Origin of the sequence: Coleofasciculus sp. E1-EBD-02, assembly GCF_040218245.1 — a bacterium.
Taxonomy (GTDB): Bacteria; Cyanobacteriota; Cyanobacteriia; order Cyanobacteriales; family Coleofasciculaceae; genus Coleofasciculus.
This window is the reverse complement of the sequence record NZ_JAVJQN010000103.1, coordinates 38,980-55,982: the sequence shown is the minus strand read 5'-3', so window position 1 is coordinate 55,982 and position 17,003 is coordinate 38,980. Positions and strand designations below refer to the sequence as shown.

Below are 17,003 nucleotides of genomic sequence, written 5' to 3'. Positions count from 1 at the left end.
CATGAAGTATAGTGAGAGATTGCCGCGCTCTGTGTCCGCCTATCTCGGAGTGAATCCGAGAAAGCACGTATGGAGTGCTCTATATCAATTTAATAATTTTATGGGTCGATGCCCTGTAGTCAATCGTAGACACGATTACTACAATGTCTCTAACTGGGAGCCGTTGGTTAAGGCTGATATCGAGCAACAATGCCGGGTATCAGCCAAGTGTAAGCGTTAACGGTTATCGATCAAAAGTTACACCGTGGACTTATACCAAGACAGAATTACTTATGGGTAGGTTTGTCTAGGTTTTTAGAAGCGGTGGTGTAGAGTTTTGAGATAAACGTTACTGATTACTTTGCCAACCTTCTTGACTCATTTCTTGCCAAACATCATCGAGAAGGGAGTCTGTCTCATTATTCTCCTCTTCCTCTTCCTCTAAGGAGGAAAAATCACCTAAATCAAACTCATCTTCATCACTAGCAGAGGTTTCATCAAAATCGAGTTCCTTATCACTTTCTGTGGAAATCGATCCCAAATCTAGCAACTCCTCGTCGTTGCTGGTGCTTTCCTCTTCCATCTCCAACTCTTCTTCGATGCTGCTGGAGAGTTCATCAAATTCATCATCAAAGCTAGCTGATGTATCTTCCTCCTCAGCAGAGAGTTCCTCTAAATCACTCTCAAAGCTGACAGGTGACTCTTCCTCCTCCTCGACAGAGAGTTCATCGAAGTCATCACCAAAGCTGACAGGTGACTCTTCTTTCTCACCGGGAGACATTTCATCGAAATCACTCTCAAAGCTGACAAGTGGCTCTTCCTCCTCACCGGGAGACATTTCCTCAAAGTCGCTCTCAAAGCTGACAAGTGGCTCTTCCTCCTCACCGGGAGACATTTCCTCAAAGTCGCTCTCAAAGCTGACAGATGGCTCTTCCTCGTCCTCGACAGAGAGTTCATCGAAGTCGCTTTCAAAGCTAACAGGTGGCTCCTCTTCTTCTAGCCCCTCCATGGAAAAGCTTGTCCCCTCATCCATGAAGTCACCGAGGCTGTCTTGCTGTTGATCCTCAGCCGATAATTCATACTCATGATCCGCCTCATCCAGACTCATCGACGGCTGTTCTACATCAAAGTCCTCATCCATGCTGATTGAGGACTCTTCCTCAGCCAACTCATCCTCAGTCTCAGTGTCTCCACTGACGGGTGCTACTGGTGTTTCATCCCCAGCCACCTGAGGACAAAATTCCAGATTGATTCTCACCTTGCCTTTTTGCCAGCCACCAGAACTAAATCGCAAGACTTCACAGGAGATACCCTCCTCACTAAACCAGGCATTTTTGTCTTGAGTCCATTCGCTCAACCCATGCTCAAGCTGCGTTTTGATCGCGTCCGCCAATTCGCTTACTCGAAAGGTACGATGCCCAATTAAGATTTGCGCTGATTCGTCAACGGATAAGACTTCACCACTAGCGAGTGGCTCAAACTGATTATCTACGCCCATTTTCCCCGATTAACGTTCTACTTGTGTGCTTAATGATTTACAAATTGGGTCATGCGCTGGATCATCCAGGAGTAAGCGATTTGGTCGTCGCGTTGATTAGTCCTGGAATACCTAGAAGAACCAGCCGTAGGAATGTAATCCTTTACCCAATAGATTCACCCCAAGATAACAAATCCAGACTACAACAAATCCTGTTGCCGCTAAAATTGCTGGTCGGCGTCCTTGCCACCCTCGGGTAATGCGAGCATGAAGGTAAGCGGCAAAGACTAGCCAGGTAATTAATGCCCAGGTTTCTTTTGGGTCCCAACTCCAATAGGAACCCCATGCCTCATTTGCCCAAACTGCACCAGCAATAATGCCAATCGTCAGCAACGGAAATCCTAGCCCGATAATCCGATAGCTAATATTATCTAACGTATCCGCTAAGTTGAGGCGTTGGGGAGAAAGGGTGGGGGTGCTAGCCAACTCGGATGCGGAGGATGGCGTAGAGGTGACAGCCTCCAGAACGGCTGTACTTGTCGAACCTGACGTGTCTTGCCAACTCATCGCCATTGTTCCATTATCGCCACTACCCTGGGGCTGGAGGTTATCCTGACTCCGTTTAAGCTGATAGGAAGCCGTCCCCGTTGATTCCGGTTTACGGCGGAAGCCACCTGTACCCACGGAACTCCCGCGCAGTTCAACATTTTGACCCCGAGTCACGACTAAAAAGGCGATCGCTAATAGTGATCCCACCATTAATGTGGCGTAACTGAGCATCATCACGCTGACGTGCATCATTAGCCAGTTGGATTTCAGCGCTGGAACTAACGGTTCCGCCTGTTGCATATCAGATGGTAATGACAGGGCGGCAAAGGCGGTAATTCCCATGGCGACAGGAGACGTAACCACGCCCACCCAACGACTCGCGCTCATTTTCTCCGCCACCAGGTGCATCGCGGTGATGCCCCAGGCTAAGAAAAATAAGGATTCATAGAGATTGCTTAAGGGAAAATACCCCGCACTCAGCCAACGGGCACCAAGTAAGGCGGCGATACAGAGGTTGGCGATAATCATACCCGTTCCGCCCAAGGTGGGCAGATAGGGGATGTTCTTGAAGGCTGCACCAACCCAATATAGGAGCATGGTGACTAGGAGAACTGCAAATGAAATATTATCTAAGCTGTTTTGGAGTGAAACTAGATCCATAAATACGCTTCTCGACTTAATCGTTTAGAAATGAATTGCCGCGTTTCTATTATCCTATCGGGATTGTTGCCCTTGACGAGAGGCGAAAAACATTATCATAACGATTTTCTGGTTTGTTGGGGATGGGAACAGGGGGAGCAGGGGAAGCTGGGGAAGCAGAGGGAGCAGGGGAAGCAGAGGGAGCAGGGGTTTGTAGAGAAGTGCCGTGGCACGTCTGGGAGATGGGAAAGATTGGAGATCTGCCCTGATTTAGGACAAGTCAAGGGGATGGTATCGGAGAAGAAGGAACCGGAACTGGATTGGACGGTAGTATCGTTTTTAGCTTGACAAATAAGTCAAAACGTGTATTTTGCTGATCTTCTACGGCTGTCGTCAAACCGATCGCGCGGATTGCTTGCATCATCTGATCAAGTTGAGAGGGAAGTTGAGGCAAATTTAAATTATCTCGATTTAAGAGGCGCTCAACCTCAATGAAAACTTGACCATTGTGGGGACTGGGTTTGGCGGGTACGATTTGCTGAAACAGTGGCGTTTGAGTCAAGGGGGCTTGGGGTTGAGGAACAATGGCATCAGCAATGGGTGCGCCGAAGGTGAGAAATGCGATATTTCCTTCTAACCAGCCGTGGGTAGCGGTAATGCCCCCTAGGGGAGATGTCCACCGCACCACTGGTTGATTATTAAGTTGGGTGTTTTCCACCGTCAACTGATAGCGAGTTTCCATCACTTGATCAAGCTGCTGGAATGCTTTTTCTGTAGCCGCGCGATCGCTCGATAGAATCATTACGGTTATACCTGCGCCTAGCATGGGTGGCGGCTGGTTTTCTGGGGGTGTGAGCAAATCCTCAGTCGCGGGGATGAGGGCGATTACCCATTCACCTGCCATCCAGGGTAATAAATCCTCTTGTACATCTACGCCCAGAGTTGTCTGTATCCCGGCACTCAGATTCGCTGGGGGAATGGGGATCAGGGGATTAGCGGAGGCGTTTTGGGCGTAACTCTGCCACAATTGGGCGAAATTACTACCACTCAGCATTAATCGGGTATTGGCAGGGAGGCGTCTAGGTAAACGACTACTGGTATTTTCTATGGGATAGGCGTTTTGGCTATTCGGTTTCAGCCAAGACATGCCGCGAAAACGTATCCCATCCGATTCCAAGGAAATACTCGTCACCAGCCCTTGCTGGGGTTGCCTTTGAGCCAACTGTTCCGGCGGGAGCGATCGCGTGGAGTTGGCAGCAGCGGTGGCGGTGAACGCGGGTAGGTTTAAGTACACTTGAGCAAATGCCTGGGTGGTGTCAATTGTGGCTAAAGCCTCAATATATCCCGGCGTAGATGCCACAGATTTCACCCCTTTATAGGTGTCAATCACCTGTTCCATGGTTTGGGAATTTGACGTAACCACGACAAACCGTTCCAAAACAGTAACCGAATAGTTTTGGCTATTGGGCTTTTGGGTTTCGCGAATTTGAACCCCGCGATAGGTTCTTTCGCCAAACTGAGTCACTTTCTGATACGTGGTTTTAGCCAAAATTTCTTTAGCTTGGGCGGGGTTATTAATGGGTAAGATAATTAAGTCGGGGAGTTTGATAAACGGTAGCGTGAAAGGGGACGTTTGCTCCGGTTCCGTTTCGGGTGCAGATGTACTATCCCCCCGATAGGCAATCATCACCGTTTCACCTAACCACGGCTGGATATCTTCCTCGTAGTCGTAGCCGTTGTCTGTTAGCAGGTTTTTCTCAAGCTGGGCGAGTTGTCTGACTAACGCCGCTAGAGTGTTGGGTGTGCCATATCGCTGCAATTGTCGCCATTTACCGCTGTCTGTAGACACTAAGGCTGTGATCAGGGTATCTTGAGGAACGAGTTTTGCCCCCACTGGTGCTTTTGCTAGCCAGAGATTGTGTTGTACGAACAGAGAATAAGCGATGACACTCCCGCTCATTAGAACAACAATTAGGGCTAATGTTACCCGTAGAAAGAGTTTATTTTTTTTCAGCATGAATATTGGTTATTTGTCATTTGTCATTTGTCATTGGTAAAGAGATAAATATAAAGGCTTGGATTTTATGCAGCAAGCCCTAAATAAATTAATCCTATTAGTAGCGAGCAAGATGCTTGCATTATAATAATTTCGCTGGGATTGACAATAACCTTTAAATTACGAACAAGTTAACATGGGAAAAATACCGATAATTTGACTAAACTCATCCTGTCCTAGGAAATTCAGGCTTTTCTGACTATTTCACCCAATCCTCTGTCCTCCATGTTTCGCCAGTTTATCGGGTTCAACTGTTCCCTACAGCCCATGGGTGTCAACTTAAGTCGAATGCCACTGACTGGTATGCTGATGATGGCGGCGTGGCACAGCTAAAATTGTGGATTAGATTTGACCATTGAATCGGGCGCAAGTCTTTGCGCCCCTACGGTTTCTGGTCTCCCATTCTAATTCATCAAATAAGGTGTGCCACGCCACTACGATCTATCAAAGGTTTCGGCGATTCCCTAATGCTTCTAAGGCTTAATACTCGGGTACGGACGGATCAATTTCCCGACTCCAAGCGGTAATGCCTCCTTTGACATTGATCCCTTCAATTCCGGATTCTTTGAGAATACCCAAGGCTTTAGCCGAACGTCCTCCCATTTTACAATGAGCAATTAAGCGGTGACCATTCAGGAGTTGCTTAACTTTTTCGACACCTGAACCCTGTTCAATATCCGGTAATGGGACTAAAACAGCACCGGGAATTTTAGCAATCTCGTATTCATTGGGATTGCGGACATCAAGGAGGACAAAATCCTTGGTGTCACTATCCAACAATTGCTTGAGTTCTTGAACAGTCATCTCTTGAATTGCCATTAACCGTTGCGCCTCCTGTTCTTTGGCTTGGGTAATACCACAGAATTGTTCGTAGTCTACTAATTTTTCGATAACGGGGCGTACTGGATTCGGTCGCAGTTTCAGTTCCCGGAATTTCATATCCAGGGCGTTGTACAGTAACAACCGTCCGCTGAGGGTTGTCCCCTTACCCAGGATAATTTTAACGGCTTCCGTGGCTTGGATGAGTCCAATAATTCCGGGCAAAATACCCAAAACGCCACCTTCTGCACAGGAAGGAACCATTCCGGGTGGTGGGGGTTCGGGGAACAAGTCGCGGTAATTGGGTCCATCTTCGTAGTTAAAGACGCTGGCTTGTCCTTCAAACCGCAAGATGGAACCGTAGACATTAGGTTTACCCAGGATTACACAGGCGTCATTGACGAGGTAACGGGTGGGAAAGTTATCGGTTCCATCGACAACAACATCGTAGGGTTTCACGATATCCAGCGCATTCTCGGATGTCAGGCGGGTTTCATAGAGATCAACTTGACAATAGGGGTTAATTTCTAGAATCCGGGTTTTTGCCGATTGAATTTTCGGTTTCCCTACCCAGGATGTCCCGTGAATTACCTGACGTTGCAGGTTGGAACTATCGACGATATCAAAATCTACGATTCCGATACGTCCGATTCCGGCGGCGGCTAAGTACAGTAAGAGGGGTGAACCGAGTCCGCCGGTACCGATACAGAGAACACTCGCCGCTTTGAGGCGTTTTTGTCCCTCTAGTCCAACTTCCGGCAAGATTAGGTGTCGAGAATATCGTTCGTATTCTTCTTTGGTTAGTTGGATTTCTTCCAGATTGGGATTTAACATGGCAATTTGGTAAGATTAGCGATCAGTGATTGGGGAAGTTTTGACCCTGCACTTGGTTCGAGGGCATGGCGCGTGACCCTTAGCTTCGTTCAAGGGCATGGTGCGTGAGTTAACCTCCCCAGCTTACTCAGCTTCCCCAGTTCCCAGACGTGCCATGGCACGTCTCTACATTGCTCCCCCGTTCCCCGGTTCTTCTACCGTGATCATATCTTCAGGCTGAAACTGGTGGTGGGGATCGAGAGTCCAGCTTCTCAGGTCAGAAGCTATACCCTGTTGAACGGAAATTATAATATACGAATAACGATGCCATGCGATCGCCCGATCAAATTCTGAGGGAATGGCTGGATGGTCAGGATGAGAGTGATAGATCCCAATGATATCTAATTCGCGATCGCGTGCCTGCTTCTGAACCTTCAACATCACCTCTGGGGCAATGCTAAACTGATTCCGTTTCGTCCCTGACTGACGGGGTGAACCATTTACCCCTTGAAAGGCTTCCGCCGCCTGAGTATCCCAAGCGTTTTCTGTGGGTGAGACTTCAACCAGCGTTTTTACCTCACCCTTAATTTGACCTAATAACAAACCACAGCATTCTTCTGGGTATGTGCTTTCGGCGTGAGTTTTCATCCTCTGAACCTGGTCAGCGCTAATTTTAAGTAAATAGTGCGGGAAATGCTCTGGGTTTTCCATAGATTTCCAAGTAAATACGGCTTAATTTAATTTGAACAGGACAACAAAAGCCTCGCTCTTAAGGGATGCAATAGGGATAGAGATTAATAAGAATTGTGTATACTTTGCAGTTCGACTTACCTCGAATAAGCATAATTTACGCTAAACTAAAATTAGGCAATACTAATTTATAATACTTTTTAATTTATTTGAAATTATGGCAAAAACACTCCCACCAAACAATCCTGCTTATACGGCTTTCCTTGAAGAGTTTACCAGCTATACGACCGAGGCTTTACGGCATCAAAATCCGGCAGTGAGTGATTCATTGAACCGGAGGCAGATTCCTCCTAGCCAGGTACGCCCTCTTGAGAGATCTTACCAAATTTCCTTGAAACTCGGTGATGATTTGCCGCTCAACCCCATCAAAAAACAAATCTTACAACAGATCGATGCCGTTGTCTATTTTCTCCGAGATTTTCATATTGGGGTACTGGGTCAACGCACCAGTCTATTTCATCTTTATGAGGTTGAGATTCAAGTCGAATCCCATCTGCGCTATCAATTAACCTTTGAATCGGGCAAACTGTTGATTCAAATCCCCTACTGGCAGATGGCAGTTTTGGATCGCTACCTGCCTTATCAGAAATTAAAATATCGCTGGCATCGCGGCAACCATTTACCCAGGTTTTCGCACATTCGCAAAATTTGGTGGTTAGTTGATCCGATTGGAGAATTACGGTATAACCTCCGCTCCATGCTGGTGTTGGCGATTCAAAAGCAAATTTTGGGAATTGACAAGCTTTTTGTAAAATTTAATTTACTGGATAACGGGAACCAAAAACATCAAGCGGTTCAAGGTGATAATCAAAACCAAACAGAACTTAAGAATCACGCGATCGCGTTCCTTAAGGCAACAGTTAAGGAAGAAAAGTTAGGTGTGAATCTCGATCTCGTACTTGAGAATCAGGATGACGCTACAATCGCGCAGTTATTGGCAGTCTACAAGAAAAATTTGGCAGACATAGACCAGATGGAGGAATTAATTGAAACCGGGGCATTTACCTTACAAGAGAAGCTAAATGAAGAACAATCTCAAGTTGATATCAAGATGTTTGGCTTTGTCAATGTGGGGAACTATCATCGGATTGATGTGGCAGTCAATCTGAGTAAAGATTATCTTAAAAAATATGTAGATGTCATTCCTCGCAAAACTGATATTAAAGCCGTACAGTTTGGCTTTGTCAATGTTTACACTGTAGATGATATTACCGTAAAACCAAATTTTCACGGGGCGCTGACACTCAATTTTGAAACAGCGGCATTGGAGAGGGCTTTAAAGGAATTAGAATTAGTGCAGTAAGTGTTGGTCATTCGTCCTTTGTCATTTGTCCTTGGTCTTTTGTAAGAGGTTGAGGCTGGTTGACAAAACTAGCGTGGACGTGCTGTTTTGTTGTGTCCAACTACTTAGAGTATTTTGGTTTATTTATAGATTAACAAGAACATGGAACGTGGTTTACTTTGGTTACCCTTACTCGCTGTATTTATTTGGCTAGCTTGGTCAGGTTGGAATGAATATCAAAAAGTTGAGGCATATCGTGTATGGGCAGAACAATTTGAACGGGCAAAATATGATATTTATGCGGTACTGGGACAAAAGGGAAAGAATCTGACCTGGGGAAAACCGACTCGTTCGGGTCCGGTGGATATAGAAACCTTTTCTCTGAATGATGTCCAAAGTATTAAGCTGGTAGTTGATGGGCAAATTGTTACCTTAGAGAATCCGCCCAAAAAAGGTCGCGCGATCGCACTAGAGTTTCTCCTCCCAGAATCCACAGTTCAGGTTCCGTTTACCGAAGTTCCTCTGGCGGTGGAGTGGGGAAAATTTCTCCAGAATTATAAATAACCTTTGTCGGAGCAAATTTCACCAAGTAGCGACGAAGAGAGTCACCCTACAATGATGTCTGATACCATGTGTAACCTCACCTAATGGACTAACACAGCTAAAATGGTGGCATAGATTTGACGGTGAAATTGGGCGCACGTCGGTGCGCCCCTACAATTCTAATTCACCAAATTAGGTGTGCCACGCCACTAGAGAAAACCAAACCCGCCCTGACTATTACACAATGGCTGTATTAAGCTGTATTAATCTTTGTTACTTTTTCCGGTTCCCGGTTCTTCCTTCCCTGTCTAGTAACAAATGACCAATGACCAATGACGAATGACAAATTGGAACGCTAAGTCCTGAAATTCGTCTTTAAGAATAATAGTTCTGGTGCTTTTTTTATGAAACCTATCTTACCTATTTTTGCGATTATCGGATTACTCCAGAGTTGTACCACCCCGGTGAACATTTCCTCTCAAGCCATCAGGAATCCCGCTAATTGCCCTAGCCAAACTGAACCCCTACCGATCGCGTCTGCTAATGATGAGGGACTGTATCAGCAATTTGATTATCACATTCGCGATATTATTACAGATGCTGATACGATTACCTTCCAGACGCAGCAGTATGATCTGGTATTTTGCCGATTTGATCGCACTTGGACAGTAGAACCGGGAACATTAGCCCCTGAATTCCAGACAGCGAATAATCCTGAACAATTCTCAGAAAATATCCAGAACCCTCCCTATCAAACTATTGAACTGAACGGAAAATCTTATCAATATCGCGTCATTCTCGAACCGAATCCCTTTGGCAATGAAGCGCAAGGAATTGAACCCGAAACGGTTGTCTTTGAACTGATTACTCCCAATAGCGAACAACCCCAACGTCACCCCCTCTATACCTTAGACCAGGTAAGGCAGGCTGAAGTCGGATTTTCCTTGGGAGTTCCTCGAATTACCTCCGCCCTCAGTTATGCGGATCGCCTATTTTGGTCCGTCGCATCGGAACAAGGGGAAGGATTTAGTGGTATCGCCACGATGGTTGGTTACAATCCCGATATGAATGAGTTGGTGGTGATTCAACCTGAAGAAATCCAAGGGCAACAAATTACTGATTTTGTCATCGCCGGAGATCCTAGCAATCCAGTCTTTTGGCTGGGAACTCAAATCAGTGGCGAAGGGAATCCCTATCTATCCGGAATGGGATTAGTCGCCTATCGTCCTTCTCCCCCTAGTCTCAAATCCGGAACAATTACTTCCTACACCGTCCGCAATAGTCCGATTATTGGGGCAATTCCTGATCAACTGCACTTAGAAGGCGATCGCCTCTGGGTGGGAACCGGAAACGGGGTTTGCCAGGTTCGTTGGCAAGGGGCAGATAATCCTGGAAATTGGTCGTGTTGGCGATTTGCAGCAAAGGCGAAACTACCGAGTCAGGGATTACCGATTTACCGCCGTTTATTAGCGGAAACTCCAGCCGTTACCCTTGACCCAGATCAGGTGGGAGACACGGTAGAGGTGTTATGGTGGTCTCCGTTGGACTACCAAACCCAAAAAGGGCGGTATGAAGTTCGGTATGAGAATGGCTTTACCGTCACCTTAGACGAGGGGACGAGTTCTTGGTCTGAGAAATATGGGTCATCATGGCAACCTCGTCCCTGGCAACCACCTTTATACTGGGCGGGACACGAATGGCATTGGCAAGGCGATCGCTTTGTGCGCGGTTTTGATCAAGTCGCCCTAAATTTCTTTGGTGGTGGACCTCTGGGAATTGTATCCGATCAGGATCAATGGACAGGGGAAAAGCCTGCCAATATGAACGTCTTGCGGGGTGATCTAGACGTAGTGGAATTAACAGAAACGACCACTAAGCTGAATTACCATTCAGGTTGGGTGGAGGAAGAGTTACTGAATCCTTATTTCACGGTAGTACCCCAAAATCGTCCCTTCAATCCTCGTCCCAATCCTTTGGATGATCTTTAATCATGAACTAAATAGAAGTATAAGTAGGTCAGTGGAAATAAACTATTGCCAACGAACGACTGTTTTCCCTATTCATCTTTTACTCTACAATTTTGATTAACCAAGCCGTATTGGGTTAACCACAGGATTTGATGTATGAGCCAAGCCTTACAAGAGATGCAGTGTAGTGCAGGAGCAACCTTTGATCCAGCCCAGGTGCAAGTACCAGCCAGTTTCGGCAATGATGCAGCCGCCCTACAAGCAGCGCGTCAAGGGGTGGCTTTAGTTGACTTATCCCATTGGGGACTGCTGAAAATCTTCGATGAGGATAGACTGCGCTTTTTGCATAATCAAAGTACCAATGATTTCCAAAACCTGAAACCAGGACAGGGTTGTGATACCGTTTTTGTGACCTCAACTGCCCGTACTATTGATCTGGTAACCGCTTACGTTACTGAAGATGCGGTATTACTATTGGTATCCCCTAATCGGCGTCAACAGTTACTCGAATGGCTTGATCGCTATATCTTTCCCATGGATCGGGTGGAATTGGGAGATATCTCGAATGAGACTGCTATTTTTAGCCTAGTTGGACCCGAAAGTGATACCCTTTTGACCAAGCTAGGTGTCCAGTTGCCAATTGGTGATGTCTATGCCAGTCATCAACACCTCACGCTAAATGATATTGAAGTGCGAATTGCTAGAGGAAGTGGTTTGGCACTCCCTGGATATACCCTAATTGTCCCCGCCAGCGATGCGGCACAGCTTTGGCAAACCTTAACTACCACCGATGCTACACCAATGGGCGATCGCGTATGGCAGCAGTTGCGAATTGAACAAGGGCGTCCGCTTCCTGATTATGAACTGACAGAAGATTATAATCCCCTAGAAGCGGGCTTGTGGACTACGATTTCCTTTGATAAAGGATGTTATATCGGTCAGGAAACGATCGCGCGATTAAATACTTACAAAGGCGTCAAGCAGCAGTTGTGGGGAGTGCGTTTACCAGCACCTGTGGAACCGGGAACCGTAATCACCATGGATGGGGAAAAAGTCGGCAAGTTAACCAGTTGTACGCCAACGGAACACGGTTGCATCGGTTTAGCCTATATCCGCACTAAAGCTGGGGGTGTTGGGCTTAAGGTTAAGGTGGGAGAGATTGAGGGTGAAGTTGTGGATGTTCCCTTTTTAACCCACGAGTACCAGGGGAGTCAGTAGGGGCGGGTTTAGCCTTTAATTGTTGTATCTACCGATAACCTTTCAACAAAACCCGCCCTTGTTTTCTTATATAGCAGTAGACACATCGATTAGGACAAACCAAAAGGCTAACCTGCACCTGTTGGGTTTCTTTCCTCAATGTTGGGTTTCGTTCCTCAACCCAACCTACAAAGGTGAATTGGTCTCCTGTCTTTCTGGAGTTAATGATATTTCTGATAAAGCATTGCCTTCACAGGTTGCCCGTCTTTGATATGCCGTTGCACCACTGTCGGAACTTCATCGGGGTGAACCCGACAATACCAGGTTTCTTCGGGTAAAACCACGACCATCGGACCATTGCCACATTCTCCCAGACAACGGCTACCGCTAACTATCACCCCATTAACAGGTAAAGCCTGAAACGCTGCCAAGACTTTGGCTGCACCTTGTTTGCGGCAAGTACGGTGCTGACATACCAGTATTTGTCTTGTCGGTTGTTGTGACAAGGGTGGTGCTGACATATCAGTATGGGATGGGACTCAACAGTTTGTCTTAATTGTAACGATGCAGATACCTTTCCTGGGACATAAAACCAAGAACAACGGACAAAACATTAAGCTTTGTTAAGACAATTGTTAAGCTGTATTTCAAAATGAGCCGCGATCGCACATTGCGGATGAAATCGCCAAAAGTCCGTGATACCATGCAATCCGTACCTCGAAAACGATTGGGAGAAAACATGCCTGCACTAAGGGTTGCGGTTGTTGGTTCAGGACCTGCTGGCTCGTCTGCCGCAGAGACTCTAGCAAAAGCTGGAATCGAAACCTACTTGTTTGAGCGAAAGCTAGACAATGCTAAACCCTGTGGCGGAGCCATTCCGCTCTGTATGGTTAGTGAATTTGACCTGCCACCTGAAATTATTGATCGGCGAGTCAGAAAGATGAAGATGATCTCGCCATCGAATATAGAGGTGGACATTAACCTGGACAATGAAGACGAATATATTGGTATGTGCCGCCGGGAAATCCTGGATGGCTTCATGCGGAACCGCGCTGCTAAGCTGGGCGCAACTTTAATTAATGGCACTGTTCATAAACTCGATATTCCCACAAGTAATACACAACCCTATACCCTTCACTACGCTGACCATTCCGATGGGAGTCTCAGTGGCGTACAAAAAACCCTGAAAGTAGACCTAGTGATTGGGGCTGATGGCGCGAATTCCCGCGTGGCTAAAGCAATTGACGCCGGGGACTACAATTATGCGATCGCGTTCCAAGAGCGGATTCGCCTGCCAGGGGACATGATGAACTACTACGAAGACCTGGCAGAAATGTATGTGGGCAACGACGTTTCTCCTGACTTCTACGCTTGGGTCTTCCCCAAATACGACCACGTTGCCGTTGGCACCGGTACGATGAAGGTGAACCAAGCCAAAATTAAAAAGCTACAGGCAGGGATTCGCGCTCGTGCAGCGAAGAAACTCGTCGGTGGTGAAATCATCAAAGTTGAGGCACACCCCATTCCAGAGCATCCCAGACCTCGCCGAGTTGTTGGTCGGGTGGCTTTAGTTGGAGACGCGGCGGGAACGGTGACCAAATCATCGGGTGAAGGGATTTACTTTGCCGCCAAATCCGCGCGGATGTGCGCCGAAACCATTGTCGAAACCTCCAATGGCGGAACTCGCATTCCCACGGAAGATGACCTCAAGCTTTATCTCAAGCGTTGGGATAAGAAGTATGGCATCACCTATAAGGTGCTGGATATTCTGCAAACCGTCTTCTATCGCTCCGATGCGACTCGTGAAGCGTTTGTGGAAATGTGTTCAGATCTGGATGTGCAGCGACTCACGTTTGACAGTTACTTGTACAAAACGGTTGTGCCTGCTAATCCTTTAGTGCAGCTTAAAATTACTGCCAAGACGATTGGTAGTCTGTTGCGCGGAAACGCTTTAGCACCGTAATCCTTTCTCTGGTCATCATCACAAGGGCGGCGGGGATGTGCATTCGCGTTGAGAATGTTCACCTAGCCGCCCTCATTGTCTATTAGGACTTCCGCAAAGCCTCTATGTGTAGTGTCGTGGCACACCTAAAATGGTAGATTCGAATTGTAGGGGCGCAAGGCTTGCGCCCAGTTTAAACGTCAAATCTATTCCACAATTTTAGCTGTGTCAGTCCGCCATCGTGTGAAAGCGCTTGCGTAACGCACCTTGGCTACGATATGTGGTGTAGCTCCGTAAGTCCTGTCTATATCAGATGAGCTTAAATATTAAGTTCTGATAAAGCAAATCGTGATATCTATAAAGTTTTTATAAAGATGACCATTTTTTATTGGCAATCAGCTAATTAGGGGCTTACTATAAAAGTGCTGGTAAATTCAACTCACTTATTCAACCAGCGAATCCTATACAGAAGCTCTAACTGAACTATCTATCTAATCCTAAATCTATTCCTTGGGAGTCCCCTCTTTTCTAGTAAAAGGGGGGATTCTTAGTAGAGACGTTGCATGCAACGTCTCTACAGGGTTTTGGCGATTGACTAACGGTGTTTCTTGATAACCTCTTGCTATTTCACGCTCATCATAGTACATTTGTACCAAATTACAGCGTGATCCTCATGAAAACACTGCAAGCCGGACTTCAATTCCTGCGTTCCCAGTTCATGCAGCGTCAACCACCTCGCGTCTTAAAAAAGCCACCTCGCAGGCGTTACCGTTCCCCTTACCCAGTTCCCCGAAAGGCAATCAAGGCATCCCCTCAACCCGTGAAGTCTCAACCGCCTTTATCCTTTGAGCTTCAATCGTCTGTGCGGATGCTACAGCAACGAACTAGAGACGGATGGAAACAGTTAGAGTATCAAGCATCCCATATTAATCAGCTATCAACAGAGTTAGAAGCCGCCTTGTTAGAACTCAAAGCGATCGCCACGCAAGTGAATGCGGATTTGACAACACTCCAGCAGGTGCAGCACTCGTCAACACAGGCGATTATCCCTAATGTTTGTGAATATCAGATCACGAAGTTACCTTTGGTGGAGTACAAACCATCGGGTGCATTTCTACTGACGTCGCGATCGCTAGATTTATTCAAAGCCGAACGGGAAGCCACTGTGTTAGCACAAGTCTTGCGGCGTCGTACTCGACGTAAACGATTGAAACGTTAAGCTATTCAGCATTTAAACCTTAATGTCAATAATGACGAAATCCTTGGTGTGCGTTAAGCGAAGCCATGCCGCAGGCTTTGCATCTGGCTCGCTACTAATACCCCATTAAAATGCATGACAGCTTATCCCAGTTATCAAGGAGGTTAACTAAGGGGATTTGGTATAACTTATTAAGACGGCGAATGTTCGTCTAACCAACGTTCCAAATCCTCCAAATGATTTAAATCTAAAATCTCCTCAGTTAAATTTTCTAACTCTTGTAAAGGCAAGCTTTCAATTTTGGTACTTATCGCCTCTGGCAGTTCTCCAAAACGCTTTTTAAGTAGACGCATAACTAGAGCGATCGCTTCTTGCAAACGTCCTTTCTCTCTTCCTTTTGCTTCCCCTTGTTCTGCTGCATACGTTATCCGCCCTTTCTCATCCTGCAACATGATCCCTCGCCGTTCCACGATGTCTAACTCTTCTGAGGTCATTTTGGCTTGGTTGGCAATGTTTAAAGCCACTTCTATCTCAGCTACTTCCCCTAAACTATCAGGGATGTTATCTAGATGAGCTGCTTCTTTAAGGAAGTAAATCCATTTATCGCTCAAACTTGTTAATTCTGATAGGCTTTTGTGGAATTTCGGGAGTTCTACGAAAATTAACTGTAATTCTAGATCAGGATATTCAAACTTATGATTTTTTTCCTGAAAAACAAACTGATTGATCACATCTTGGCTAGCATTGAACAAAACAAAATCGGTTATCGTTACAGCGATAACTGGGTTTAGAGTTAAATAATTTTCTCCGATTCCTAATTGATTACTATACGCTTTAGCCAGATTGTAGACGACCCGTTTGCTAAAAGCTGTTACCCGCGCTATTTGCATTTCAATAATAACGACTGAACCATTAGCTAGAACAGCTTTTATGTCTAAATAAGTATCTTTTATGCTCATTGCCTGACCCGGATTATAGGGATTGACAATGGTTAACGATTGAATAGTTTTATTCCCTCCATAAATAATCGCGTTGAGAAAGCTAATTAAAATATCTTTGCTCTGTTCAGAACCAAATATTTTTTTAAAGGCATAATCGACTTTAGGGCTGATAAATTTCATAGGTTTATCCCGGTTAAGCCTGAAGTTAAAGGATCGCTAGTAATCTTATTTTAGTAGTAAACCAGCGTCGCGGCTTTTCTGTTGATTTGTGGTTATCCTGATGCTATCAAAAAAACAATAGGGAACCTGGCGCGTGCGTAGGGGCGGGTTTCACTATTTATCTTTTTAGTTGCACCAAAATGTGACTAAACCCGCCCCGCCTTTCTCCGGTGAACGATCTCAACACCATTAGTTTTTCGAGCATAGGTATATTTATATCGCAACCATAGGCTTTAACCTATGCAAGTGGTGGGCGATCGCGGTGAGTGTAATCACTGCCACAAAAATTAATCTTTATTTACAACAATCTTGCCGGAGTTCACCAAACCTGCGATCGCACGTTCTCTAACTGACGTAAATCCAGGGTTTTTGGGGATCAGGGCGTCTCAGGCTTAGGGGATGCGATCGCGTCAAACCCCACCTATATCCCCGATTTCCCGTCAGCGTTGAGCTGGAGTCAGGTTGCTAGCGTGAGCCAGCTTAGTCAGGCTTGAAGTCTATTCCTGTATTTTTGCTTTTGTTCATATTTATATAAAATAAATACACAAAAGTGGAATAATTTGATTAAATTGGCTTCATAGGCAATCTGAAGCTATAAAAGCCTTTAAGCATTGATAGGCGTTATCGGATTC

Annotated in this window: 14 protein-coding genes; 7 read left to right on the top strand and 7 right to left on the bottom strand. The window is 46.0% G+C overall.

The annotated features are described in order from the left end of the window. Positions 1-328 precede the first annotated feature (328 nt). Complete coding sequence (locus RIC07_RS16785) at positions 329-1,477, bottom strand: KGK domain-containing protein (RefSeq protein WP_446395535.1); 1,149 nt, start codon at positions 1,475-1,477, stop codon at positions 329-331. A 111-nt stretch (positions 1,478-1,588) separates the two neighbouring features. Then, the gene (gene ccsB, locus RIC07_RS16780; protein ID WP_446395534.1) at positions 1,589-2,665 is read right to left on the bottom strand and encodes a c-type cytochrome biogenesis protein CcsB; all 1,077 of its coding nucleotides are present in this window, start codon (positions 2,663-2,665) and stop codon (positions 1,589-1,591) included. Between the two features lie 116 nt (positions 2,666-2,781). Here ccsB and RIC07_RS16775 point away from each other — a divergent pair, with 116 nt between their 5' ends. Further along, complete coding sequence (locus tag RIC07_RS16775; RefSeq protein ID WP_446395533.1) at positions 2,782-2,913, top strand: hypothetical protein; 132 nt, start codon at positions 2,782-2,784, stop codon at positions 2,911-2,913. A gap of 11 nt (positions 2,914-2,924) precedes the next feature. Here RIC07_RS16775 and RIC07_RS16770 read toward each other — a convergent pair whose 3' ends face one another. From RIC07_RS16770 to RIC07_RS16760, 3 genes are all read right to left on the bottom strand, one after another. Then, entirely contained in the window at positions 2,925-4,661 is a 1,737-nt protein-coding gene (locus tag RIC07_RS16770; RefSeq protein ID WP_446395532.1) for a DUF3352 domain-containing protein, read from the bottom strand. A gap of 519 nt (positions 4,662-5,180) precedes the next feature. Next, the gene (gene moeB, locus RIC07_RS16765) at positions 5,181-6,353 is read right to left on the bottom strand and encodes a molybdopterin-synthase adenylyltransferase MoeB (RefSeq protein WP_446378680.1); all 1,173 of its coding nucleotides are present in this window, start codon (positions 6,351-6,353) and stop codon (positions 5,181-5,183) included. Positions 6,354-6,518: 165 nt separating this feature from the next. After that, on the bottom strand, positions 6,519-7,043 hold the full coding sequence (locus RIC07_RS16760; RefSeq protein ID WP_446395531.1) for a Mov34/MPN/PAD-1 family protein: 525 nt from the start codon (positions 7,041-7,043) through the stop codon (positions 6,519-6,521). A gap of 196 nt (positions 7,044-7,239) precedes the next feature. Here RIC07_RS16760 and RIC07_RS16755 point away from each other — a divergent pair, with 196 nt between their 5' ends. The 4 genes from RIC07_RS16755 to ygfZ all read left to right on the top strand — a co-directional run bounded on the left by RIC07_RS16755 (position 7,240) and on the right by ygfZ (position 12,092). Further along, entirely contained in the window at positions 7,240-8,385 is a 1,146-nt protein-coding gene (locus RIC07_RS16755; RefSeq protein WP_446395530.1) for a hypothetical protein, read from the top strand. Positions 8,386-8,526: 141 nt separating this feature from the next. Continuing rightward, complete coding sequence (locus RIC07_RS16750) at positions 8,527-8,928, top strand: hypothetical protein (protein ID WP_446395529.1); 402 nt, start codon at positions 8,527-8,529, stop codon at positions 8,926-8,928. Between the two features lie 383 nt (positions 8,929-9,311). Further along, positions 9,312-10,895 carry a hypothetical protein gene (locus RIC07_RS16745; RefSeq protein WP_446395528.1) on the top strand — a complete coding sequence of 528 codons (1,584 nt, stop codon included), beginning with the start codon at positions 9,312-9,314 and terminating at the stop codon, positions 10,893-10,895. Between the two features lie 135 nt (positions 10,896-11,030). Continuing rightward, positions 11,031-12,092 carry a CAF17-like 4Fe-4S cluster assembly/insertion protein YgfZ gene (ygfZ, locus tag RIC07_RS16740; protein WP_446395527.1) on the top strand — a complete coding sequence of 354 codons (1,062 nt, stop codon included), beginning with the start codon at positions 11,031-11,033 and terminating at the stop codon, positions 12,090-12,092. Between the two features lie 200 nt (positions 12,093-12,292). Here ygfZ and RIC07_RS16735 read toward each other — a convergent pair whose 3' ends face one another. Beyond that, positions 12,293-12,592, bottom strand: a complete 300-nt coding sequence (locus tag RIC07_RS16735) for a (2Fe-2S) ferredoxin domain-containing protein (protein ID WP_446395526.1) — start codon at positions 12,590-12,592, stop codon at positions 12,293-12,295. Between the two features lie 182 nt (positions 12,593-12,774). Between RIC07_RS16735 and chlP the strand changes: the two genes are divergently transcribed. Both chlP and RIC07_RS16725 read left to right on the top strand, forming a co-directional pair. Beyond that, positions 12,775-14,034: a geranylgeranyl reductase gene (gene chlP, locus RIC07_RS16730; protein ID WP_446395525.1), complete on the top strand. Its 1,260-nt coding sequence runs from the start codon at positions 12,775-12,777 to the stop codon at positions 14,032-14,034. Between the two features lie 652 nt (positions 14,035-14,686). Further along, positions 14,687-15,232 carry a hypothetical protein gene (locus RIC07_RS16725; protein ID WP_446395524.1) on the top strand — a complete coding sequence of 182 codons (546 nt, stop codon included), beginning with the start codon at positions 14,687-14,689 and terminating at the stop codon, positions 15,230-15,232. Positions 15,233-15,402: 170 nt separating this feature from the next. Here RIC07_RS16725 and RIC07_RS16720 read toward each other — a convergent pair whose 3' ends face one another. Continuing rightward, complete coding sequence (locus tag RIC07_RS16720) at positions 15,403-16,332, bottom strand: Rpn family recombination-promoting nuclease/putative transposase (protein ID WP_446395523.1); 930 nt, start codon at positions 16,330-16,332, stop codon at positions 15,403-15,405. Between the last annotated feature and the right edge of the window lie 671 nt (positions 16,333-17,003).

Bases quoted from the DNA above. Each gene is read 5' to 3' on its own strand.
- ccsB (WP_446395534.1), bottom strand. From the start codon at position 2,665: ATGGATCTAGTTTCACTCCAAAACAGCTTAGATAATATTTCATTTGCA.
- RIC07_RS16725 (WP_446395524.1), top strand. From the start codon at position 14,687: ATGAAAACACTGCAAGCCGGACTTCAATTCCTGCGTTCCCAGTTCATG.
- RIC07_RS16745 (WP_446395528.1), top strand. From the start codon at position 9,312: ATGAAACCTATCTTACCTATTTTTGCGATTATCGGATTACTCCAGAGT.
- chlP (WP_446395525.1), top strand. From the start codon at position 12,775: ATGCAATCCGTACCTCGAAAACGATTGGGAGAAAACATGCCTGCACTA.
- RIC07_RS16785 (WP_446395535.1), bottom strand. From the start codon at position 1,477: ATGGGCGTAGATAATCAGTTTGAGCCACTCGCTAGTGGTGAAGTCTTA.
- RIC07_RS16735 (WP_446395526.1), bottom strand. From the start codon at position 12,592: ATGTCAGCACCACCCTTGTCACAACAACCGACAAGACAAATACTGGTA.
- ygfZ (WP_446395527.1), top strand. From the start codon at position 11,031: ATGAGCCAAGCCTTACAAGAGATGCAGTGTAGTGCAGGAGCAACCTTT.
- RIC07_RS16750 (WP_446395529.1), top strand. From the start codon at position 8,527: ATGGAACGTGGTTTACTTTGGTTACCCTTACTCGCTGTATTTATTTGG.
- RIC07_RS16720 (WP_446395523.1), bottom strand. From the start codon at position 16,332: ATGAAATTTATCAGCCCTAAAGTCGATTATGCCTTTAAAAAAATATTT.
- RIC07_RS16755 (WP_446395530.1), top strand. From the start codon at position 7,240: ATGGCAAAAACACTCCCACCAAACAATCCTGCTTATACGGCTTTCCTT.
- moeB (WP_446378680.1), bottom strand. From the start codon at position 6,353: ATGTTAAATCCCAATCTGGAAGAAATCCAACTAACCAAAGAAGAATAC.
- RIC07_RS16760 (WP_446395531.1), bottom strand. From the start codon at position 7,043: ATGGAAAACCCAGAGCATTTCCCGCACTATTTACTTAAAATTAGCGCT.
- RIC07_RS16770 (WP_446395532.1), bottom strand. From the start codon at position 4,661: ATGCTGAAAAAAAATAAACTCTTTCTACGGGTAACATTAGCCCTAATT.